The sequence below is a fragment of the Streptomyces sp. NPDC059248 genome (assembly GCF_042753905.1).
In the GTDB taxonomy this organism is placed as follows: domain Bacteria; phylum Actinomycetota; class Actinomycetes; order Streptomycetales; family Streptomycetaceae; genus Streptomyces.
The window spans coordinates 1-22,306 of the sequence record NZ_JBHYZV010000073.1 but is presented as its reverse complement, the minus strand read 5'-3'; the positions used below and the strand labels follow the sequence as shown (position 1 = coordinate 22,306).

21 protein-coding genes are annotated in these 22,306 nt (G+C 71.7%); 14 read left to right on the top strand and 7 right to left on the bottom strand.

The window, feature by feature from the left end; translation table 11 throughout:
- The first annotated feature begins 59 nt into the window (after positions 1-59).
- On the top strand, positions 60-1,400 hold the full coding sequence (locus tag ACFXG1_RS26270; RefSeq protein WP_384744804.1) for a transcriptional regulator: 1,341 nt from the start codon (positions 60-62) through the stop codon (positions 1,398-1,400).
- Positions 1,401-1,601: 201 nt separating this feature from the next.
- Complete coding sequence (locus ACFXG1_RS26265) at positions 1,602-2,132, top strand: NUDIX hydrolase (RefSeq protein ID WP_384744802.1); 531 nt, start codon at positions 1,602-1,604, stop codon at positions 2,130-2,132.
- A gap of 191 nt (positions 2,133-2,323) precedes the next feature.
- Here the strand turns inward: ACFXG1_RS26265 and ACFXG1_RS26260 are convergent, their stop codons facing one another.
- Positions 2,324-3,184 (bottom strand): 3-hydroxybutyryl-CoA dehydrogenase, encoded by an 861-nt coding sequence (locus tag ACFXG1_RS26260; RefSeq protein ID WP_384744800.1) that lies wholly within the window; start codon positions 3,182-3,184, stop codon positions 2,324-2,326.
- A 214-nt stretch (positions 3,185-3,398) separates the two neighbouring features.
- Here ACFXG1_RS26260 and ACFXG1_RS26255 point away from each other — a divergent pair, with 214 nt between their 5' ends.
- Complete coding sequence (locus ACFXG1_RS26255; protein ID WP_384744798.1) at positions 3,399-4,649, top strand: glycoside hydrolase family 10 protein; 1,251 nt, start codon at positions 3,399-3,401, stop codon at positions 4,647-4,649.
- Positions 4,650-4,736: 87 nt separating this feature from the next.
- Here the strand turns inward: ACFXG1_RS26255 and ACFXG1_RS26250 are convergent, their stop codons facing one another.
- Together ACFXG1_RS26250 and ACFXG1_RS26245 are read right to left on the bottom strand one after the other, a co-directional pair.
- A complete protein-coding gene (locus tag ACFXG1_RS26250) occupies positions 4,737-4,934 on the bottom strand; it encodes a DUF1918 domain-containing protein (RefSeq protein WP_384722829.1) in 198 nt (65 codons plus the stop codon).
- A 143-nt stretch (positions 4,935-5,077) separates the two neighbouring features.
- Positions 5,078-6,022, bottom strand: a complete 945-nt coding sequence (locus tag ACFXG1_RS26245) for a DMT family transporter (protein ID WP_384722826.1) — start codon at positions 6,020-6,022, stop codon at positions 5,078-5,080.
- Between ACFXG1_RS26245 and ACFXG1_RS26240 the strand changes: the two genes are divergently transcribed.
- The gene (locus ACFXG1_RS26240; RefSeq protein WP_384744795.1) at positions 6,021-7,457 is read left to right on the top strand and encodes a PLP-dependent aminotransferase family protein; all 1,437 of its coding nucleotides are present in this window, start codon (positions 6,021-6,023) and stop codon (positions 7,455-7,457) included. The genes ACFXG1_RS26245 and ACFXG1_RS26240 overlap by 2 nt on opposite strands.
- Before the next feature lie 280 nt (positions 7,458-7,737).
- Here the strand turns inward: ACFXG1_RS26240 and ACFXG1_RS26235 are convergent, their stop codons facing one another.
- On the bottom strand, positions 7,738-8,388 hold the full coding sequence (locus ACFXG1_RS26235; protein WP_384744793.1) for a CGNR zinc finger domain-containing protein: 651 nt from the start codon (positions 8,386-8,388) through the stop codon (positions 7,738-7,740).
- Positions 8,389-8,453: 65 nt separating this feature from the next.
- On the opposite strand from ACFXG1_RS26235, the gene ACFXG1_RS26230 reads away from it, so the two are divergent.
- Positions 8,454-9,815, top strand: coding sequence for an MFS transporter (locus ACFXG1_RS26230; protein ID WP_384744791.1), 1,362 nt, complete (start codon positions 8,454-8,456; stop codon positions 9,813-9,815).
- Here ACFXG1_RS26230 and ACFXG1_RS26225 read toward each other — a convergent pair.
- Positions 9,740-10,384 carry a beta-glucanase gene (locus ACFXG1_RS26225; protein ID WP_384711585.1) on the bottom strand — a complete coding sequence of 215 codons (645 nt, stop codon included), beginning with the start codon at positions 10,382-10,384 and terminating at the stop codon, positions 9,740-9,742. The two genes, ACFXG1_RS26230 and ACFXG1_RS26225, sit on opposite strands and share 76 nt — an antisense overlap.
- Positions 10,385-10,729: 345 nt before the next feature.
- Here ACFXG1_RS26225 and argC point away from each other — a divergent pair, with 345 nt between their 5' ends.
- The 5 genes from argC to ACFXG1_RS26200 all read left to right on the top strand — a co-directional run bounded on the left by argC (position 10,730) and on the right by ACFXG1_RS26200 (position 15,685).
- On the top strand, positions 10,730-11,758 hold the full coding sequence (gene argC, locus ACFXG1_RS26220) for an N-acetyl-gamma-glutamyl-phosphate reductase (RefSeq protein ID WP_384711588.1): 1,029 nt from the start codon (positions 10,730-10,732) through the stop codon (positions 11,756-11,758).
- A 61-nt stretch (positions 11,759-11,819) separates the two neighbouring features.
- Entirely contained in the window at positions 11,820-12,971 is a 1,152-nt protein-coding gene (gene argJ / locus ACFXG1_RS26215) for a bifunctional glutamate N-acetyltransferase/amino-acid acetyltransferase ArgJ (RefSeq protein WP_384711591.1), read from the top strand.
- Positions 12,968-13,903, top strand: coding sequence for an acetylglutamate kinase (gene argB / locus ACFXG1_RS26210; protein ID WP_384711594.1), 936 nt, complete (start codon positions 12,968-12,970; stop codon positions 13,901-13,903). Before argJ ends, argB begins: the two co-directional genes overlap by 4 nt.
- On the top strand, positions 13,900-15,090 hold the full coding sequence (locus ACFXG1_RS26205) for an acetylornithine transaminase (RefSeq protein WP_384711598.1): 1,191 nt from the start codon (positions 13,900-13,902) through the stop codon (positions 15,088-15,090). The genes argB and ACFXG1_RS26205 overlap by 4 nt, the downstream gene beginning before the upstream one ends.
- Before the next feature lie 64 nt (positions 15,091-15,154).
- Positions 15,155-15,685 carry an arginine repressor gene (locus ACFXG1_RS26200; protein WP_384711607.1) on the top strand — a complete coding sequence of 177 codons (531 nt, stop codon included), beginning with the start codon at positions 15,155-15,157 and terminating at the stop codon, positions 15,683-15,685.
- Positions 15,686-15,733: 48 nt separating this feature from the next.
- Here ACFXG1_RS26200 and ACFXG1_RS26195 read toward each other — a convergent pair whose 3' ends face one another.
- Positions 15,734-16,501 carry a L,D-transpeptidase gene (locus ACFXG1_RS26195; protein ID WP_384711601.1) on the bottom strand — a complete coding sequence of 256 codons (768 nt, stop codon included), beginning with the start codon at positions 16,499-16,501 and terminating at the stop codon, positions 15,734-15,736.
- 144 nt (positions 16,502-16,645) lie between these two features.
- Between ACFXG1_RS26195 and ACFXG1_RS26190 the strand changes: the two genes are divergently transcribed.
- The gene (locus ACFXG1_RS26190; protein WP_384711604.1) at positions 16,646-17,842 is read left to right on the top strand and encodes an argininosuccinate synthase; all 1,197 of its coding nucleotides are present in this window, start codon (positions 16,646-16,648) and stop codon (positions 17,840-17,842) included.
- Positions 17,843-17,949: 107 nt separating this feature from the next.
- Positions 17,950-19,377, top strand: a complete 1,428-nt coding sequence (gene argH, locus ACFXG1_RS26185) for an argininosuccinate lyase (protein WP_384719985.1) — start codon at positions 17,950-17,952, stop codon at positions 19,375-19,377.
- 96 nt (positions 19,378-19,473) lie between these two features.
- Here the strand turns inward: argH and ACFXG1_RS26180 are convergent, their stop codons facing one another.
- The gene (locus ACFXG1_RS26180) at positions 19,474-19,980 is read right to left on the bottom strand and encodes an HAD domain-containing protein (protein ID WP_384719983.1); all 507 of its coding nucleotides are present in this window, start codon (positions 19,978-19,980) and stop codon (positions 19,474-19,476) included.
- Positions 19,981-20,064: 84 nt separating this feature from the next.
- On the opposite strand from ACFXG1_RS26180, the gene ACFXG1_RS26175 reads away from it, so the two are divergent.
- A complete protein-coding gene (locus ACFXG1_RS26175) occupies positions 20,065-20,619 on the top strand; it encodes a TetR/AcrR family transcriptional regulator (protein ID WP_384719981.1) in 555 nt (184 codons plus the stop codon).
- On the top strand, positions 20,616-22,163 hold the full coding sequence (locus ACFXG1_RS26170; protein ID WP_384744786.1) for an MFS transporter: 1,548 nt from the start codon (positions 20,616-20,618) through the stop codon (positions 22,161-22,163). The genes ACFXG1_RS26175 and ACFXG1_RS26170 overlap by 4 nt, the downstream gene beginning before the upstream one ends.
- Positions 22,164-22,306 lie beyond the last annotated feature (143 nt).

Sequence of the window (22,306 nt, the reverse complement as noted above, 5' to 3'; positions counted from 1 at the left end):
ACCCCGTGTGAATCCACCGTCGACTAGGCTGACCGGACCGAAGCCCCCGGAGCGCCCGCATGCAGCCGAACACCCTGCTCGACGCCCTCCTCGACGAGGCGGGCATCTCCCACGCGGGCCTCGCGGCCCGGGTCAACCAGGCCGGCCGGGCCAGAGGACTGACCCTGCGCTACGAGCACACCGCCGTGGCCCGCTGGCTCAAAGGCCAGCGCCCCCGCGGCCAAGTGCCCGACCTGATCTGCGAAGTCCTCGCGGAACGGCTGCGCCGCGCCCTGACCCTCGGCGATATCGGGCTCGGCGTGGACGGTACGCAGACCGCCCCGCCCGGTACGCCCATCTCCGGGTTCGTGGACCGCGCCACGGCCCTGTGGCGCTCCGACGAACAGCAGCGGCGCCACGTCATCGACGCCCCGGCCGTCACCGGCACACCCGCCGTGATCCCGGTCTGGGAGTGGGAGAACCCGCCGGAGGACGCCGATGTCTCCCGCGCGGGACGGACCTTGGTCTCCATGGCCGACGTCGCCATGCTGCGCGCCGCCCGCGCCCACTACGAGCTGATGTACCGCCGGGCGGGCGGGGTCGCGACCCGGGCCAGGATCGTCGGCTTCCTCAACGCCGAGACCGCCCCGCTGCTGCGGGGCTCGTACGGCGACGCCCTCGGCCGGCAGTTGCACCGCGCGACCGGCGGACTCGTCGCGGTCGCCGGGATCTGCGCCTACGACTCCGACGTCCACGGCCTGGCCCAGCGCTACTTCCACCAGGCCCTGCGCCTCGCCAAGGCCAGCGGCGACCGGGGACTCGGCGCCTATGTGATCGCCCTGCTGGTCAATCAGTCGCTGTTCCTCTCCGAGCACCGGCAGGCCGTCGCCTTCGCGGAGGCGGCCCTGCGGACGGCGGGCGGGCAGATCACTCCCGCGCTCTCCGCCGATCTGTACGCGATGCAGGCCAAGGCGTACGCCCACCTCGGCGACGACGCCTCCGCCCTGCGCTGTATCCGGCGCGCCGAGACGGAGGCCGAGCGGATCCATCTGGGGGACGAGCCGGACGAGACCGGTTACGTCCAGCCCGGCCTGGTCAATGTGCAGGCCGCCGAGGCGCTGCTGAGCCTGGGCGATCTCACCGCGGCCCGGGAGCACGCGTCCGCCGCGGCCGGGACGCCCGCCCACGACCGGGGCCGGGTGCACCGGCTGGCGATGCTGTGCCAGATCGAACTGCGTCAGGGCGAGGCGGACCGGGCGGCGGCGACGGCGGCGGAGATGACGGAGCGGGTCCGCGGCATGGAGTCCCAGCGGCTGCGGGACCGGCTCCGGGCGGTCCGTGAGCATCTGCTGGCCAGCGGCAGCGCCAGCGCGGAGGACGCGGCGGGACTGATCGACGAGGCGCTGCGCGTCCCGCTGTGACCGGGGGCCGTAACCCTGGCGGTGCCGTACGGCTGCGGTCCCTGCGACGGGGCCCCTGCGACTGCGGGTCCGTACTGCTGTGGTCCGTACGGCTGTGGTCCGTACGGCGTCACCGTGGCCGGTCCACGACCGTGGGCGATTCCGCTAAGAATGATCGACTGCTGCGATGTTGCCACCTACACGCCGAAAGGTGGCAGAACTGTGCAGTGGACGAACCTCAACGAACAAACTGTGTATGAGAACCGTTGGTTCCGGGTCAATCTGGCCGATGTCCGACTTCCCGATGGCCGGCATCTCGACCACTTCCTCATCCGGCTCCGTGCCGTCGCCGTGGCGACCGCCGTCAACGAGGACAACGAGGTCCTCATGCTCTGGCGTCATCGCTTCATCACCGACAGCTGGGGCTGGGAGCTGGCCGCGGGCGTCGTCGAGGACGGCGAGGACATCGAGGCGGCGGCGGCCCGGGAGATGGAGGAGGAGACCGGCTGGCGGCCGGGCCCCCTGCGCCATCTGCTCACCGTGGAGCCCGCCAACGGCCTCATCGACGCCCGGCACCATCTGTACTGGGCGGAGGACGCGACCTACATCGGCCATCCCGAGGACGACTTCGAGTCCTCGCGCCGTGAGTGGGTCCCGCTGAAGGCGATCCCCGAGCTGATCGCCCGGGGCCGCGTCCCGGCCGCCAATATGGCGGCCGGACTGCTGATGCTGCATCACATGCGGCTGGGCTGAGCCCCGCCGGCCGCCGGTGCCGGGACCGGCGGCGTCGTGGGTGACGGCGGTCGTGCGCAGCCCCGCGAGAGGTCAGTGGCATCCGTGCCCTGAACCCCCGCGGCACGGGCGTACGGACCACCGGGCCGGGGCGGGCGGCAGGGCGCCCGACCCCAGTCGTCACCGGCTTCGCCCGAGGGCGTGCCCGGGTGTCAGCCGTACGGGTAGAACCCCGACCCGCTCTTCCGGCCGAGCCGCCCCGCGTCCACCATCCGCTGGAGCAGCGGGGGAGCGGCGTACAGCGGCTCCTTGAACTCCGCGTACATCGAATCCGCCACGGACGCCACCGTGTCGAGACCGATCAGGTCCGACAGCTTCAGCGGGCCCATCGGGTGCGCGCACCCGAGCTCCATGCCGTTGTCGATGTCCTCACGGCTGGCGATGCCCGACTCGAACATCCGGATCGCCGACAGCAGATACGGGATCAGCAGCGCGTTCACCACAAAGCCCGAACGGTCCTGGGCGTGGATGGCGTGCTTGCCCAGCACCTGCTCCACCACGGCCGCGGACCGCTTCACCGTCTCCTCGGACGTGGTCAGCGCCGGGATCAGCTCCACCAGCTTCTGCACGGGGGCCGGGTTGAAGAAGTGGATACCGATGACCTGGTCCGGCCGGGACGTCGCCACCGCCAGCCTCACCAGCGGGATCGACGAGGTGTTGGAGGCGAGGATCGCGTCCGGGCGGGTCACCACCTGGTCGAGCACCTGGAAGATCTCGGTCTTCACCTGCTCGTTCTCCACGACCGCCTCGATCACCAGATCGCGGTCGGCGAACTCGCCGAGATCGGTGGTGAAGCTCAGCCGGTCCAGCGCCGCGTCCCGCTCATCGGCCGAGATCTTGCCCCGCTCGGCGGCCTTCGTGAGGGAGTTGTTCAGCCGGGTACGGCCCAGTTCCAGCGCCTCCCCGGTGGTCTCGGCGACCCTCACCTCCAGCCCGCTGCGGGCGCACACCTCCGCGATGCCCGCGCCCATCTGGCCACACCCCACCACTCCGACGCGTGCAATGTCGGCCATTGACTCCGTCACCTCGTGCCTTTCGCTGCTTTTGTGCGGGATTCCCCGTATGGTTCCGGCGCCCGCCTCGACCTCACGACGGTACTCCGGATCATCCCGGGCACGATGGTCAGGTGAGAGTGGGCGCCGTCACGGTCACGGGCCGGGTGCGACGGCACAGCACCCATATGAACACATCGGGTGGAACGTTACGAGCAAGGCGGAGAAGGTACACATGGGGCGTATCAGTAGGAGAGTGTTCATGGCGGCCGCGGGCGCGGCGGCCGGACTGGCGACCGCGGGCGACGCGGCCGCCGGGCCGGGGCGGGCCTTCGGACCCCCGGCGGGGCGACGCGCGGACGCCGCGGAGTTCCGCGGTATGTGGCTGGCGACGATCACCAACCGGGACTGGCCGTCCCGGTCAGGACTCACCGCCGCACAGCAGCGGGCGGAGCTGATCGCCCATCTCGACACCGCGGTCGCGCGCCGGCTCAACGCGGTCGTCTTCCAGGTCAGGCCCGCCGCGGACGCCTTCTGGCCGTCCCCGTACGAGCCCTGGTCCCGCTATCTGACCGGGACCCAGGGCCGCGACCCGGGCTGGGACCCGCTCGGCACCGCCGTCGACGAGGCGCACCGGCGGGGACTGGAGCTGCACGCCTGGTTCAACCCGTACCGCGTCGCCACGAACACCGACGTCACCCGGCTCGCCGAGAACCACCCGGCCCGCCGCAACCCCGGCTGGGTCCTGCCGTACGGCGGCAAGCTCTACTACGACCCGGGCGTCCCCGAGGTCCGTGCCTTCGTCCAGAACGCGATGATCGACGCGGTCCGGCGCTACCCGGTCGACGGCGTCCACTTCGACGACTACTTCTACCCCTACCCGGTCGCCGGGCAGAGCTTCGGCGACGACGCCACCTTCGCCCGCCACGGCGCCGGCTTCGCGAGCAAGGCGGCCTGGCGGCGCGACAACATCGACCGTCTGATCCAGGAGATGTCCCGGCGGATCAAGGCCACCAGGAGCGGTGTCGCCTTCGGGGTCAGCCCGTTCGCGGTCTGGCGGAACGCCACGACCGACGCCCGCGGCTCCGACACCCGCGCCGGGATCGAGACGTACGACGATCTGCACGCCGATACCCGTACCTGGGTCGAGGAGGGCTGGATCGACTACGTCGTCCCGCAGATCTACTGGAACATCGGCTACTCCGCCGCCGACTACGCCAAGCTCGTGCCCTGGTGGAACACCCTGGTCAAGGGCACGGACGTCGACCTCTACATCGGCGAGGCGCTCTACAAGGCGGGGGACCCGGCCCAGGGCGCGCCCTGGCAGGACCCGGCGGAGCTGTCCCGGCACCTCACCTTCGCGGCGAAGTACGGGCAGGTGCGCGGACACTGCTTCTTCTCGGCGAAGGAGGTAAAGGCGGACCGCAACGGGGCGATGGCACGGGTGGTGGCCGACCACTATCCGACGCGTGTGACGGTGCCGTAGTGCCGTAGCGGTACGAGGGTGTACGGGAGCACGCCCGTGCCCCGGCCCGGGTCGGGGTTCCGCGCCGGGCCGGGCGGAGCGGCGGTCTCAGGCCGCGGGTTCGTGGGGCCGTACGACCGTGTCGGGACCCGGGGACATCAGCGTCTCGTGACCGTCGTCCTCGAACCGGACGCGGTACGGCGGCCCGCCGCTCTCGCCGAGGACCTCGACGACCTCGGCGACCCGGTCCTGATGGCCCACGGTCCTGCCGTGCACCAGCAGCTTGTCGCCCACGTTTGCTCGCATCGGGAGTGACCTCCTCGAAGGCGGGTGGTCCGTGTGTCTCCGAGTCTACGGCCGGGTGCGGTACGGCACCTTCCGGATACGCCACCTTGTGGGTACGGCACCCTCCGGATGCGGCACTTTGCGGGTGCGGCACCTTCGGCGGCTCAGGTACGGGCCCGCTGGGTGACCACGATGCACACCAGGACCCCCGCCGCGGCCACCGGGGCCGCGGGCGACAGCTCCTCGCCCAGCAGGGCGACCGACCACACCAGCGTCAGCAGCGGCTGCGCCAGCTGCAACTGGCTCGCCCGGGCGATACCGATCGCGGCCATGCCCCGGTACCAGACGTACAGCCCGAAGAAGGTGGAGGCGCAGGCCACCCACACCAGCCCCGCCACCCCCTGGGCGGTGAGCCGTACCGGCTCGTACGACAGCGCCACGGCGGATCCCGCGACGGCGAGCGGCAGGCACAGGATCAGCGCCCAGCCGATCACCTGCCAGCCCGGCATCTCCCCGGCCAGCCGCCCGCCCTCGGTGTACCCGGCGGCGCACACCAGCAGGGCACCGAAGAGATAGAGGTCGGCGGCCTGTGGCGTACCGCCGCTCTGCGACACCGCGAAGGCGATCACCACCGCGGCGCCGGCCAGCGCCGCCAGCCAGAACATCCGCGAGGGACGGCGGCCGGTGCGGACGGCGGCGAAGGCCGCGGTCGTCAGGGGCAGCAGCCCGACCACCACGGCCGCGTGCGCTGTGGTCGAGGTCCGCAGCGCCAGCGTCGTCAGCAGCGGAAAGCCCACCACGACCCCGCCCGCGACCACCGCCAGGGATCCCCAGTGGCGCCGGTCGGGCAGCGGGACCCGCAGGGCCAGCAGAAAGCCCCCCGCGACGACGGCCGCGATCACACTGCGCAGCGAGACCAGCGACCAGGGGCCGAAGGACCGCAGGCCCCAGGCGGTGGACGGAAAGGTGAGGGAGAAGGCGACGACACCCATCGCGGCGAGCGCCGTACCCGTACGGGCCGCGCCACGGCGGTCGCCGCCCTTCGGGGGAGCGGCCGGTCGGCCGACCGCTATCGGTGAGATCGCGATAGCGCTATTCTGTGCTCTCATGAACGAGCGTAGCAGTGTGGACGATCTGGCCGCCAAACTGCGTGATGAGCTGAGCCGCTACTCTCCTGGTGGAAAGCTGCCGTCGAGCCGGGCCCTGGTCGAACGCCATCGCGTCTCTCCGGTCACGGTCTCCCGCGCGCTCGCCCAGCTCACCGCCGAAGGGCTGGTCGTCACCCGCCCCGGAGCCGGGGCCTACCGCGCCGAACGCCGCCCCGCGACCGCGCCCGCCGGGGACACCTCGTGGCAGGAGGTCAGCCTGAGCGCCGCCGCGACGGCCGACTCCGTCCCGCGTACCGTCGACGCGTCCGGCGTCCTGGCCACCCTCGCCGCGCCCCCGGCGGGTGTCGTCGAACTCAACGGCGGCTATCTCCACCCCGTCCTCCAGCCGGAACGCGCCCTGTCCGCCGCCCTCGCCCGCGCCGGACGCCGCCCCGGCGCCTGGGGCCGCCCGCCCACCGACGGCCTGCCCGAACTGCGCGAATGGTTCGCCCGCGGTATCGGCCCCACGGTCACCGCAGCCGATGTCCTGATCACCGCGGGCGGCCAGTCGGCGCTCACCACGGCCCTGCGCGCCCTCGCCCCGCCCGGCGCGCCCGTCCTCGTCGAGTCCCCGACCTACCCCGGTCTCCTCGCCATCGCACGGGCCGCCGGACTGCGCCCCGTACCGGTCCCCGTCGACACCGACGGCGTCCGTACGGAACTCCTCGCGGCGGCCTTCGAGGCCACCGGCGCCCGGGTCCTCGTCTGCCAGCCCCTCTTCCAGAACCCCACCGGCGCGGTACTCGGCGCCGACCGGCGGCCCGAGGTGCTGAGGATCGCCAGAGCCGCCGGGGCGTTCGTGGTCGAGGACGACTTCGCCCGCCGGCTCGTCCACGACGACGCGCCTCCGCCGCCGCGCCCACTGGTCGCCGACGACCCGGACGGAGTCGTCGTCCACGTCGGGTCGCTGACGAAGATCTGCTCCCCCAGCCTGCGCGTCGGGGCGCTCGCGGCCCGCGGCCCCGTACTCGAACGGCTCCGGGCCATCCACGTCGTGGACAGCTTCTTCGTCGCCCGCCCACTGCAGGAGGCCGCGCTCGAACTGGTCGGCTCACCCGCCTGGCACCGGCATCTGCGCACCGTCGCCGCGGAGTTGCGGTCGCGCCGCGACACCCTCGCGGCGGCCGTCGCCGGCGCGCTGCCCGAGCTGGGCCCGTCAGCCGTCCCGCGCGGCGGCCACCACATGTGGCTCCGCCTCCCGGACGGCACCGACGAGACCGCCCTGCACTCCGCGGCGCTGCGCGCCGGGGTCGCCGTCACCGCGGGACGGCCGTACTTCTGCGCCGAACCCCCGGCGGGCTATCTGCGCCTGAGCTTCGCGGCGGTCGCGGACGCGGCGGACCTCACGGAAGGCGTCCGCCGTCTGCGCGCCGCGTACGACGACATCCGCCCCTGACTCCTCGGACTCCCCGGGCCGGGCCGGGCCTGGCCTGCCGACCCCGGGCCCGGGCCGGCCGCGACGCCCTGTGGCCCGCCCGGAATCCGCCCGACCGCCCGGCGGGACATGCCGTCGCACGGCGGCCGGACGGCAGCGCTCCGCCGCGGGCCACCGACGGCCGCCTGGGTCCGACGCGCGCCACCACCGGCCGCGTGGGTGATCCCGGTCGGCGCCGGCGCGGTGGCGACCCCGGCGACCCCGGCGTTCCCCGGCGCGAGCGCCGCGGGGCGCGGCGGGGTCACACCGCAGGCCCGGCGCCTTCAGCCGCCTCGTCGCGTTTGGCGCGCCGGTGCGCTGCCACCCGTTCACGGGTCGCGCAGCGCCGGGAGCAGTAGCGGCGTACGGGACCGCTGCCCCGGGTCAGGAAGACCCGGCCGCATACCGGGGACGCGCAGACCCCGCCGGGCGCCCGCTGGTGGTCCCAGATCAGCACGGTCAGGGCCAGACAGGAGGAGGCCAGCAGCCACTCGCCCCACGGAGCGTCGTCGTCGCCGTCGAGATGCGGATGCCACGGCGACGCCCCGCCGTGCGACGTCAGCCGCAGGACCCCCGCGTTCAGGGGCAGCAGCGCGTTCACCCGTGCCGCGGCACCGTCGGCGTCCTCCGCGGCGAAGACCTCCCGCACGTGCCGCGCGGCCTCGCGCAGCTCCGCCACATCCCGCGCCGACAACGCCTCGGCCACCCGCTCGCCATGGGCACGCAGAACGGCCGCCACCTCTTCCGGCGCCGGGTCGTCCGGGCCGCACAACACATTGACCAGGGCCGTCGTACGCGCGGCGACCGCCGCCACGGAGTGCCGGACCGACCAGTCCGCGCGCTCCGCCGCGACCTCTTGCGCCGACCGGGGACCGTGCCCGCCGCCGGGCCGGTAGCCGTCCTGGGGAGTCATGGGGAAACCGTACCGCCTGTAACGCATCTGGCGAATATTTGAGTTACCTACGTAACGTGCCCGGCATGCTGAAGCGTGACGATGCGCGGCCACACGGCCGACGCCGGTACGGCCCGCGGCGACACGGCCGAAACCGGTACGGCCTGCGGCGGTACGCGGCCGGTGCCGCCGCCGCCCGGACCGGCGACGAGCTGTCCGGCCCCGCCCTCCTCCTCGCCGGACTCGCCGCCACCGGGTCGACCGTCACGGCCACCACCCTCCTCGCGGCCCTCACCGTCGCCGCCGCGGCGGGCGGCCCGCTCCTCGGGGCGCTGCTGGACCGGGCGGCCCGGCCCGGGACCCTGCTCGCCCTGACCCTCCTCGGCTATGCCGGGGCCCTGCTCGTGATCCTGGTCTGCCTGGGCCGTGCGCCCATCGGTCCGACCGTCGCCGTCGCGCTGCTCGCCGGACTCCTCGGCCCCGCGATCGCGGGCGGCTGGACCTCCCAACTGCCCCGGGCCGTCCCGGCCGACCGCCTCGCCCGCGCGAACGCCGTCGACGCGATGACCTTCAACGCCGCCGGGCTGCTCGGCCCTCTCCTGGCCGGAACCGTCGCGCACCAGGCGGGCGCGAACGCGGCGGTCGTGGTCGCCGCGGCCCTGATCGCCCTGGCCCTCCCCGCGGCCCTGACGCTGCCACCCGCCCTCCCCGCCGCTACGGGAGCCGACTCTGCGGCCAGGACCTCCGTACGCGCCGATCTCGCCGCCGGGTTCCGGGTGATCGCCCGCACCCGGGCCCTGGCCCGCCCCACCGCCTCCTCCGTGATCTCCTGCGCGGGGCAGGGCGTCTTCCTGGTCTGCGCCCCGCTCCTCGGCGAGCGGGTGCTCGGCGACCCGGCGCACGGCATGCTGCTGCTCGCCGCCGTCGCGGCCTCGGCGCTCGCCGCCAACGCGCTTCTGGCCCGCCGCCGCGTACCACCCCGCCCGGAGACCGTGCTGATCGCGAGCGCCATCGCCCTGGCCGCCGCCCTCGTCCTGTCGGCCGCGCCCCATCCCCTGACGGCCGTCGCCGGTGCCCTGCTCCTGGGAGCGGGGGAGGGCCCCCAGCTCACCGCCCTCTTTGCGATCCGCCACCGCGAGGCACCGGAACGTCTGCGCGCCCAGATCTTCACCACCGGGGCCAGCCTCAAGATCACCGGCTTCGCCCTCGGCACGGCCGCCGCCGGACCGCTCGTCACCCTCTCCCTCCCCGGCGCCCTGCTGACCGCCGCGGCCGTCCAACTCCTCGCGGTCGTCCCCCTCGTCCCCTTGCCATCCGGCCGGAAGCCCGCCGTCCCACCTCGCCCCACGGCCCCGCCGGCCGAAGGCGCCGCCTACCCCGCCCGCCGGACCACCAGCCTCTCCACCTCGTACGACATCTCCGACACCCCCGGGTCCGGGGCTGGGTGATAACGCCCGGCGCAGACCGACAGATTGACGATGAGATACGCCTGCCAGCGCCGTCCCACCCCCCGGTGATCGGCGTACACCCGCTGCCCGTTGACCCACCACACCACCGAGCGAGCCCCCGTCTCCACCGCCAGCTCCACCCAGGCGCCGGGCTCGATCGCGGCATCACGGTAGTAGCGGTGCCCGCCGCGAACCCGGTTCGACAGCTCCAGCAGATCCGGATTGTCCGGGTGGTATTCAAAGGCGTCGATCTCCTGACCACCGTCCCGCCAGGTCCAGATCGCGGGCCAGGCCCCCATCTCCACGGGCAGCCGTACCCGTGCCTCCAGCACATCACCGGCCCGCATCATGAACCCCTGAGCGCTGCCCTCCGTCGTCAGCAGCCCCGCGTCCCATTTCCCGTCGTCCCGGCGCGTCGCCCGGAACACCCCGCCCCGGCTGTACGCGGGATCCTCCACCAGATGATCGAGCTTGTTGTCCCCGGGATTCTCCGGCCCTCCACCGGGATACGCCCACGACCGTCCCGCCACCCACTGCTCGGTCGAGGCGAAATCGGCCGTGAACACCACCTCCCCCTGCCCCGGCCCGGACCCGCCTCCCCCACCCGGCAGCGGCCACCACCGCCTCAGTCCACCGAAACCACCACTCAGCACCGCGTACCTCCCGCACAAGCAGTCGACCTGTCCCCTGATCCGGTTCTGCCCACCTCCGCCCGCCCCACGCCGAAGTGCTCACGCATTGACACGAATTGATGACACAGGGCCACATCGGCGATGCTTTCATCCCGGTTCACGAGGGTTCGATCCGAGAGTGCGTACTGGCGTGAGTCGCACGTCGCAGGGATGCACCGTTCGAGTGATTGCATAAACGTGCGAGCCTGCGTATAGTCATGCCATCGGCGAGGAGGGCTTTCGATGGTGGTACGGGTAGCAGTGGCTGGTGCGAGCGGCTATGCGGGCGGGGAACTGCTCCGTCTTCTGCTCGGGCACCCCGGGATCGAGCTGGGCGCTCTCACGGGGCACTCGAACGCCGGACAGGCCCTGGGCACGGTGCAGCCGCACCTCGTGCCCCTGGCCGGACGCATACTCCAGGAAACGACCGGGGACGTGCTCGCGGGGCACGACGTGGTGTTCCTCGCCCTGCCGCACGGCCAGTCCGCCGCCGTCGCGGAGCGGCTCGGCGACGAGACGCTCGTGATCGACATGGGAGCCGACTTCCGGCTGCGGTCCGCCGCCGACTGGGAGCGGTTCTACGGCTCCGCCCACGCGGGGACCTGGCCTTACGGGCTCCCGGAGCTGCCCGGCGCCCGGCAGGCGCTGGCGGGGGTCAGGCGGATCGCCGTGCCCGGGTGCTATCCGACCGCCGTCTCCCTCGCGCTCTTCCCGGCGTACGAGGCCGGACTGGTCGAGCCCGAGGCCGTGATCACCGCCGCGTCCGGCACCTCGGGCGCCGGCAAGGCGCCCAAGACGCATCTGCTGGGATCCGAGGTCATGGGCTCCATGAGTCCGTACGGCGTCGGCGGCGGACACCGGCACACCCCCGAGATGATCCAGAATCTGAGCCAGGTCGCCGGGGCGCCCGTCACGGTCTCTTTCACCCCGACCCTCGCCCCCATGGCCCGGGGCATCCTCGCCACCTGCTCCGCCCGGGCGGTCGACGGCACGACCGCCGACGACGTCCGCGCGGCATACACGAAGGCACTCGCCGACGAGCCGTTCGTCCACCTCCTGCCCGAGGGGCAGTGGCCCGCGACGGCCTCCGTCTACGGATCCAACGCCGTGCAGATCCAGGTCGCGTACGACGAGGCGGCCCGGCGCGTCATCGCCATCAGCGCCATGGACAACCTCACCAAGGGCACCGCGGGCGGCGCCGTCCAGAGCATGAACATCGCCCTCGGACTGCCGGAGACGACCGGCCTGTCCACGGTCGGAGTCGCCCCATGAGGCACAGCGCGTCCGCACCCAGGAACACGTCAGCGGCCCCCGCCGCCACAGAGGAGACCCAGTGAGCGTCACCGCAGCGCAAGGATTCACCGCCGCGGGCATCGCGGCAGGAATCAAGCAGAACGGCAACCCCGACCTGGCCCTCGTCGTCAACACCGGCCCCCGACGCGCCGCCGCCGGTGTCTTCACCGCCAACCGGGTCAAGGCCGCCCCCGTCCTCTGGTCCGAGCAGGTCCTCAAGGGCGGAGCCGTCACCGCCGTCGTCCTCAACTCCGGCGGGGCCAACGCCTGCACCGGCCCCAAGGGCTTCCAGGACACCCACGCCACCGCCGAGAAGGCCGCCGAGGCCCTCGGGCACAGCGCCGGAGAGATCGCGGTCGCCTCCACCGGACTCATCGGCACCCTGCTGCCCATGGACAAGCTGCTCGCCGGAATCGACACCGCCGCCGCCCAGCTCACCGAACACGGCGGTGAGAAGGCCGCCATCGCCATCAAGACCACCGACACCGTCCACAAGACCGCCGTCCACCAGGGCGACGGCTGGACCGTCGGCGGTATGGCCAAGGGCGCGGGCATGCTCGCCCCCGGGCTCGCCACCATGCTCGTCGTCCTCACCACCGACGCCGACCTGGAATCCGCCGCCCTCGACGCCGCCCTCCGCGACGCCACCCGGACCACCTTCGACCGGGTCGACTCCGACGGCTGTATGTCCACCAACGACACGGTGCTGCTGCTCGCCTCCGGCGCCTCGGGCACCACCCCGGGCGGGGACGAGTTCACCGCCGGAGTCCGCGCCGTCTGCGACGACCTCGCCCGTCAGCTCATCGGTGACGCCGAAGGCGCCTCCAAGGACATCCGTATCGAGGTCGTCGGCGCCGCCACCGAAGCCGACGCCGTCGAGGTCGGCCGCTCCATCGCCCGTAACAACCTCCTCAAGTGCGCCATCCACGGCGAGGACCCCAACTGGGGCCGGGTGCTCTCCGCCATCGGCACCACCGGCGCGACCTTCGACGCCGACCAGCTCAACGTCGCCATCAACGGCATCTGGGTATGCAAGAACGGCTCCTTCGGAGAGGACCGCGAGCTGGTCGACATGCGCTTCCGCGAAGTCGGCATCACCGCCGACCTCTCCGCCGGATCCGAGACGGCCGTGATCTGGACCAACGACCTCACCGCCGATTACGTCCACGAGAACAGCGCCTACAGCTCATGAGCACCCGGAAGCACACCGCGCTCCCCAAGGCCCGGATCCTCATCGAGGCGCTGCCCTGGCTGACCCGGCACAACGGGAAGACAGTCGTCATCAAATTCGGCGGCAACGCCATGGTCGACGAAGACCTCAAAGCCGCATTCGCCCAGGACGTGGTCTTCCTCCACCACGCCGGACTCAAGCCCGTCGTCGTCCACGGCGGCGGCCCCCAGATCAGCGCCCAGCTCGACAAACACGGCCTCGAGAGCGAGTTCAAAGCCGGACTGCGCGTCACCAGCCCCGAGGCCATGGACGTCGTCCGGATGGTCCTCGCGGGCCAGGTGCAACGGGAACTCGTCGGACTGCTCAACGAACACGGGCCCCTCGCCGTCGGCATCACCGGCGAGGACGCCCACACCATCACCGCCACCCGACACCGCCCGACGATCGACGGAGAACTGGTCGACATCGGCAGGGTCGGCGAGATCAGCGCGATCGACACAGGAGTCGTCGAAGCCCTCCTGGAGAACGGCCGGATCCCCGTCGTCTCGTCGATCGCCCGCGCGGAGGACGACGGACATGTCTACAACGTCAATGCTGATACGGCGGCTGCGGCACTCGCTGCGGCGCTTGGCGCGGAGACCCTGATGGTCCTCACCGACGTCGAAGGGCTCTACGAGGACTGGCCCCACAGCGACGAAGTGATCAGCAGACTCACCGCCACCGAGCTGGAGAAACTGCTCCCCGACCTCTCCAGCGGCATGGTCCCCAAAATGGAGGGCTGCCTCCACGCCGTACGCAACGGTGTGGAGACCGCACGCGTCATCGACGGCCGCGTCCCGCACTCCATCCTGCTGGAGATCTTCACCGACGAGGGCATCGGCACCATGGTCGTACCCGACGGACGGACACGGCCGGGCCACCCATCCGACCACAAGGGGGAACACGGCGCATGACCACCAACGAACAGCACGTCCAGCGCTGGCAGGACGTCATGGCCGACAACTACGGCACCCCCGGCCTCGCCCTCACCCACGGCCGGGGCGCCACCGTCCACGACGCCGACGGCACCGCCTACACCGACTTCGTCGGCGGCATCGCGGTCAACGCCCTCGGCCACGCCCACCCCGCCGTCGTGGAAGCCGTCACCCGCCAGATCTCCGCCCTCGGCCATATCTCCAACCTCTACATCGCCGAACCCCCCGTCGCCCTCGCCGAACGGCTGCTCCAGCTCGTCGGCCGCCCCGGCCGGGTCTTCTTCTGCAACTCCGGCGCCGAAGCCAACGAGGCCGCCTTCAAAATCGGCCGGCTGACCGGCCGCCACCACATGGTGGCCACCGTCGGCGGCTTCCACGGCCGCACCATGGGCGCGCTCGCCCTCACCGGCCAGCCCGCCAAGCAGGACCCCTTCCGGCCCCTCCCCGGTGATGTCACCCATGTCCCCTACGGCGACACCGACGCCCTCCGGGCCGCCGTCACCGAAGAGACCGCCCTGGTGATCATCGAGCCCATCCAGGGCGAGAACGGTGTGGTCACCCCGCCCAAGGGCTACCTCACCGCCGCCCGGGAGATCACCCGCGCCACCGGCACCCTCCTCGTCCTCGACGAGGTCCAGACCGGAATCGGCCGGACCGGCCACTGGTTCGCCGCCCAGGCCGAAGGCGTCGAAGCCGATGTGGTGACCCTCGCCAAGGCCCTCGGCGGCGGACTGCCCCTCGGCGCGACCCTCGTCTTCGGCCCGGCCACCGACCTGCTCAAGCCCGGACAGCACGGCACCACCTTCGGCGGCAACCCCGTGGCCTGCGCCGCCGGACTCGCCGTCCTCGACACCATCGCGGCCGACGGACTGCTCGACGAGGTCAAGCGATTCGGCGAGAAGATCCGCGACACCGTCGAATCGCTGAACCACCCACTCGTCTCCCATGTCCGCGGTGCCGGCCTGCTGCTGGGTATCGTGCTCAACGAGCCCCTCGCGCCCCAGGTGCAGAAGGCGGCTCAGCGCGCCGGGTTCCTGATCAACGTCCCCGCCCCCGATGTCGTACGGCTGATGCCGCCCCTGACCATCGGCGAGGAGGCGGTGGACGCGTTCCTCCGGGCCCTGCCCGGCGTGCTGGACGAGGCCCAAGCACCGAACGGGGAATGAAGACGCGATGACCGAGGCGCGAGACAGAGCGGCACAAGAGGCACGCGACGCCCAGGCGGCCACCATGGCCGGACAGCTGGGCGACACCGGGCCCGCCGTGCCGCAGACCCGGATGGCCCGCCACCGGCGGATCGTGGACATCCTCAACCGTCAGCCCGTGCGCTCCCAGAGCCAGCTCGCCAAGCTGCTCGGGGACAACGGGCTCAGCGTCACCCAGGCCACCCTCTCCCGGGACCTCGACGAACTGGGCGCCGTGAAAATCCGCAACACCGGCGGTGAGCTGATCTACGCGGTGCCCAGTGAAGGCGGCTTCCGGACCCCCCAGGCACCCCTGGGGGAGTCCGCCAAGGAGGAGCGGATGCGCCGGCTCTCCGCCGAGCTGCTGATCTCCGCCGAGGCATCGGCCAACCTGGTGGTCCTCCGTACCCCACCGGGAGCGGCCCAGTTCCTCGCCTCCGCCATCGACCAGGCCGAACTCCACGACGTCCTCGGCACCATCGCCGGAGACGACACCCTGATGCTGATCAGCCGCGACCCCGTCGGCGGCCAGGCACTCGCCGACCACCTGCTGAGGCTCGCCCAGCGGGAGCGCTGACCGCACCGCGGCACCACGGCGCCACCGGGGCCCCCGGACGTCCGACGCTCACCGGCGTCCGACGGCCAGGGGCCCCGACTCCGTTCCGATCGCGATATGCGGCCGGCGTTCCGGATCCACCCAGGCCAGGATCCGGGCCATGGCGTCCGCCGGTACGGAGACACAGCCCGAGGTCGGCCCCGCCCCGTTCACATGGAGGAAGATCCCCGCGCCCCGGCCGCGTACCGGACGGTCGTAGTTGAACCCCACGACCAGCGCATGGGCGTACTGCGTACCGAACTCCACCAGATGCTCCGCCTCCGCCGCCCGGCAGTCCGCCGGCAACCCCTCCACCCAGCGGTTGTACGAGGCGGAGTCATTGTCCTGGCACCACCAGGACCGCTCCGTCACCGGGCGGAACGCCACCGCCGTCCCCTCCGGCGCCGGCGCGATACCGAACGCGTACGGCAGGTCGTAGAGCCCCGCCGGGGTGGTCGAGGTGCCCTGGACCCGTTCCCCGCCCGCCGCCAGACCGTTCGCCCCGAACCTGGCGGGCGCCGCACCCGCCTCGGCCCAGCGGCCCCCCTCGTCCCGCTCCCACCACATCACCCGTCCGGCGGTGGCCCCCGCCTCCGGTGCCACGGCGGTGATCAGCTGGGACCCCCCGCCGGTATCCGCCATCAGCTCCGGCAGCGGAACCTCCGCATCCGGCTCGGCCACCGGACCGGAACCCGATGCCGTGAACGGTGCGGCGACGGCGCCGGGCGGCGGCGCGACCGCCACCGGGACGGCGGTGAACAGCAGCAGGGCGGCGAGCGGAAGGAGACGACGGCGCATGTCTCCCGACCGTACGCAGCCCCCTCCGCCCCCGCTTCCGCTGCTGCTCCGTCCGGCGCGGGGTCACCCATTCGAGGGCATTGACGAACCATGCAGGGTCATGCATACTTATGCCATCACCGAATGCATCGTAAGGAGAACCCCGTGACCGAGCGCGTCGTACTCGCCTACTCAGGCGGTCTGGACACCTCCGTCGCCATCGGCTGGATCGCCGAGGAGACGGGCGCGGAGGTCATCGCCGTCGCCGTGGACGTCGGCCAGGGCGGCGAGGACCTGGACGTCATCCGCAAGCGCGCGCTGGCCTGCGGCGCCGTCGAGGCCGAGGTCGCCGACGCGCGGGACGAGTTCGCCGACGAGTACTGCCTTCCGGCGATCAAGGCCAACGCCCTCTACATGGACCGCTATCCGCTGGTCTCCGCGCTCTCGCGGCCGACCATCGTCAAGCACCTGGTCGCCGCCGCCCGGAAGCACAACGCGGGCGTCGTCGCCCATGGCTGCACCGGCAAGGGCAACGACCAGGTGCGGTTCGAGGCCGGGATCACGGCGCTCGGTCCCGACCTGAAGTGCATCGCGCCCGTCCGGGACTACGCCATGACCCGTGACAAGGCGATCGCGTTCTGCGAGGAGAAGCAGCTCCCGATCGCCACCACCAAGAAGTCGCCGTACTCCATCGACCAGAACGTCTTCGGACGGGCCGTCGAGACCGGCTTCCTGGAGGACATCTGGAACGCGCCGATCGAGGACATCTACGAGTACACCTCCAACCCCGCGGAGCCCCGCGAGGCCGACGAGGTCGTCATCTCCTTCAAGCAGGGCGTCCCGGTCGCCATCGACGGCAAGCCGGTCACGGTGCTCCAGGCCATCCAGCAGCTCAATGAGCGGGCCGGGGCCCAGGGCATCGGCCGGATCGACATGGTCGAAGACCGGCTGGTCGGCATCAAGTCCCGGGAGGTCTACGAGGCCCCGGGCGCCATCGCCCTGATCACCGCCCACCAGGAGCTGGAGAACGTCACCGTCGAGCGCGAGCTGGCCCGCTACAAGCGGCAGGTCGAGCAGCGCTGGGGCGAGATGGTCTACGACGGTCTCTGGTTCTCCCCGCTGAAGCGCGCCCTGGACGGCTTCATCAACGAGGCCAACGAGCATGTCACCGGTGACATCCGGATGACCCTCCACGGCGGTCGGGCCGTTGTCACCGGCCGGAAGTCCGAGGAGTCGCTCTACGACTACAACCTCGCCACCTATGACTCCGGTGACACCTTCGACCAGTCGAAGGCCCAGGGCTTTATCGAGATCTTCGGCCTCTCGGCGAAGATCGCCGCGCGGCGTGATCTGAACGCCTGACCGGAGAAACCGACGGCCCTCCGGGGCCGTCGGCCCGCACCGTACCGCCCGGCCCGCCACCACGACCAACGGGTGAGAGGCCCGCCATCCGGCAAGGAGTAACAGCTGTGAGCAGCAACAACGGTGACGTCCGGCTCTGGGGCGGCCGGTTCGCCGACGGTCCGGCCGAAGCGCTGGCCAAGCTCTCCGCCTCGGTCCACTTCGACTGGCGGCTCGCGCCGTACGACATCGCCGGATCCCGCGCCCACGCCCGTGTGCTCCACCAGGCCGGCCTGCTCACCCAGGACGAGCTGACCCGGATGATCGCCGGACTCGACCGGCTGGAAGCGGATGTCGCCGACGGCAGCTTCACCGGGACCGTCGCCGACGAGGACGTCCATACGGCACTGGAGCGGGGCCTGCTGGAGCACCTCGGCCCCGACCTGGGCGGCAAGCTGCGGGCCGGCCGTTCCCGTAACGACCAGGTGGCCACCCTCTTCCGGATGTACCTCCGGGACCACGCCCGGATCATCGGCGGACTGCTCGCCGACCTCCAAGACGCGCTGATCGGCCTCGCCGAGGCCCACCCGGACGTCGCCATGCCGGGCCGCACCCATCTCCAGCACGCCCAGCCGGTGCTCTTCGCCCACCATCTGCTCGCCCATGTGCAGTCGTTCTCCCGCGACGCCGAGCGGCTCCGGCAGTGGGACGAGCGCACCGCGGTCTCGCCCTACGGCTCCGGCGCGCTGGCGGGCTCCTCCCTCGGGCTCGACCCGGAGGCCGTCGCCGCCGACCTCGGCTTCGAACGGGGCTCCTCCGGGAACTCCATCGACGGCACCGCGTCCCGGGACTTCGTCGCCGAATTCGCCTTCATCACGGCGATGATCGGGATCAATCTCTCCAGGATCGCGGAAGAGATCATCATCTGGAACACGAAGGAGTTCTCCTTCGTCACCCTCCATGACGCCTTCTCCACCGGCTCCTCGATCATGCCGCAGAAGAAGAACCCGGACATCGCCGAGCTGGCGCGCGGCAAGTCCGGCCGGCTCATCGGCAATCTCACCGGGCTGATGGCCACCCTCAAGGCGCTGCCCCTCGCCTACAACCGCGATCTGCAGGAGGACAAGGAGCCCGTCTTCGACTCCTGCGACACGCTGGAAGTACTCCTCCCCGCCTTCACCGGAATGATGGCCACCCTCACCATCCACCGGGAACGGATGGAGGAGTTGGCGCCCGCCGGGTTCTCCCTGGCCACCGATATCGCCGAATGGCTGGTCCGCCAAGGTGTACCGTTCCGGGTCGCCCATGAGGTGGCGGGGGAGTGCGTCAAGGAGTGCGAGACGCTGGGCATCGAGCTGGACCAGCTCACCGATGACCAGTTCGCCAAGATCTCCGAGTATCTGACGCCGGACGTCCGGAGCGTGCTCCACGTCCCCGGCGCCCTCGCCTCCCGTAACGGCCGGGGCGGGACCGCGCCCTCCGCCGTGGCCGTCCAGCTCACCGAGGTCAAGGCCGATCTGGCGACCCAGCACACCTGGGCCACCGCAAAGCGGTAGCGCCCCCCTCCGGCGACGACGAGGCGGCGACGCCGATACGGCGACCGGCCGGGCACGGCAACCGACACGGACACAGCGACCTCCCGGACACAGCGACTACAGGGCCGTCGCCCACTGCTTCAAAGCATCGAAATCAGGTCGGGTCAGCCCGATCCGATGATCGATATGAAGCAGTAGGGCGGCGGCCAGGTGTCGTTGGGCCACAAACTCCCGGTCCAGCTCCGTGATGTCGTCGTCCACCCAGGCGAACGGCCGGCCCGCCGCGAAATCGAGAATGTACTGCGTCTTCCAGAACGTGCCACGCGGCGCCGCCCCATGCATCACCGGCCAGTCGATGAACGGCAACTCCGGCAGCCCCAGCGGCGGTGATATCCAGCGATTCGCCTCCCCCTGCCACGTCGTCGCCCACACCAGATCGAAGAACTCCGCCAGCGCCAGCAGCTCCCGGCCGTGATCCGGACTGAGCCAGACCCGTAGCGGCTTGGTACCTGGCCAGCCCTCCGGCCGCATCCGATGAGTCGTATACCCCTCCGGGCGGCGCTCCGGCTTACCCCCGTACGGATTGAGGGGGCCATCGACATCGATCAGCAACAGTGGCCTCATCGACACATCCTTCCGTCAGCCCCGAAGTGGGGCATTGATTTATCAGATGAGACATTCGTGTCTCATCTTGGCTATGCTTGTCCTATGACTGTCGATCGTGAGCAGGTCCTGCGCGCTGCCGCCGCCCTTCTCTCCCGGAAGGGGAGCGCGACCATGGACGAGGTCGCGCGGGCCGCCGGTATCGGGCGGGCCACCCTGCACCGGCACTTCGCCGGGCGGGACGCCCTGGTGCGGGCGTTGGAGGACTACGGGCTCCATGAGCTGGAGATCGCCCTCGCGGCCGCGCGGCTGGACGAGGGCGGCGCGGCCGATGCCCTGCGTCGTCTGATCGACGAATCCGAGCGATGCGCCCCGCTGCTGGCGTTCCTGATCACGGAGAACCAGCTCTTCGAGGGCGAGGTCATGCACGAGGGCTGGGACCGCTCGGAGCGCCGCATCCTGTCCCTGATCCAGCGGGGCCAGGACGAGGGCGCCTTCCGGATCGATGTGACCGCCGTCTGGATCACCGAGGCGCTCTTCGGGCTGATCAGCTCGGGTGCCTGGGCGGTCCAGGGCGGCCGGATCGCCGCCAAGGACTATTCATTCATGATCGCCGAGCTGCTGCTCGGCGGTGTCGTACGACGGAGCGTGGAGAAATGACCGGTACCGCCCAGTTGACCAAGGCGGATGAGGAGACCGGTAAGGCACCGGGCCGCTGGCTTGCCCTCGCGGTCCTGGTGCTGGCCGTCCTGCTGGTCGCGGTCGACGCCACCGTACTGGGGCTGGCCACACCTTACCTGAGTGAGGATCTGCGGCCCAGCGGTACGCAGTTGTTGTGGATCGGCGACGTCTATTCCTTTGTGATCGCCGGTCTGCTGATCACCATGGGCAGTCTCGGCGACCGGATCGGCCGGAAGAAGCTGCTGCTCACGGGTGCGGTGGCGTTCGGCGCGGTCTCCGTGCTCAACGCCTATGCCTCCAGCCCGGAGATGATGATCCTCGCGCGGGCCCTGCTCGGTGTGGCCGGCGCGACCCTGATGCCCTCGACGCTCGCCCTGATCCGGAATCTCTTCCACGATCCCCGGGAGCGGAGCCTCGCGGTCGGTATCTGGAGTGCCGCCGCGTCGGCGGGTGCCGCGCTCGGCCCGGTGGTCGGCGGCGCGCTGCTGGAGAAGTTCTGGTGGGGCTCGGTCTTTATGATCAACCTCCCGGTGATGGCTCTGCTGGTCGTCGTCGGTATCAAGCTGCTGCCGGAGTCGCGGAATCCGAACCCGGGCCCCTGGGACCCGATCAGCGTCGTCCTGTCCCTGGTGGGTATGGTCTCCGTGGTCTACGCGATCAAGGAGCTGGCCGTCCACGGCTTCGGCGCGGGCGCCCTGCTGGCGGGAACCGCCGGTGCCACGGCCCTGGTGTGGTTCGTCCGCCGGCAGCTGATCCTGCCGTCGCCGCTGCTGGATGTCCGGCTCTTCCGCAACCGGGGTTTCTCCGGTGCCGTACTGGCGGATCTGCTGACCATTCTCGGCCTCTCCGGGCTGGTCTTCTTCCTCTCTCAGTTCCTTCAGCTCGTCCAGGGCCGGTCGCCGCTGGAGGCGGGGCTGATCGAACTGCCGGCGGCGGTGGGCGCGGTGGCCGCCGGTCTGCTGGCGGGGTTCGTGGCCCGGCGGTTCTCGGTCCGGGGGACCGTCGCGAGTGGTCTGGCGGCGGTCGGCGCGGCTCTGGCGGGCTGTACGGTCCTGACGGCGCAGACCGGGGTACCCGCGATCGGTGTGGCCCTGTTCGTCGGTGGTTTCGGCGCGGGCCTCGCGTTCGCCGTGACCGCGGATGTGATCCTGTCCAGCGTGCCCAAGGAGCAGGCGGGTGCGGCGTCCGCGGTGTCGGAGACCGCGTACGAGCTGGGCGCGGCGCTCGGTATCGCCGTACTGGGTTCGATCCTCACCGGCGTGTACCGCGGTTTCACCCTTCCGGCGGGGGTGTCCGAGGAGGCGGCCGAGGGCGCCAGGGACTCCCTCGGCGCCGCGGCGGAGACCTCGGCGGCGCTGCCCCAGGAACAGGGCGCCGCGCTGCTGGAGTCCGCGCGGGCCGCGTTCACCGACGGTTTCCATCTGGCGGGCACGGTCGGTTCGGCGGTGCTGTTGGTGACGGCCGTCGCCGCCTGGTTCCTGCTGAGGGGCCAGCGGCTGGAGGACGGCGTCGAGCACCCGTGACCCGCCCGGGGCCGTGAACACAGCCGGGTACGACATGCGAGGGGGCCGGGCCCCCATTCGGGTCCGCGCCCCCTCGGGGGGCCGTCGTCTTGCGGCCTTATTTGCTTTGGTGGGGTATATTTCCACGTAGTCCTGTCCGGTGT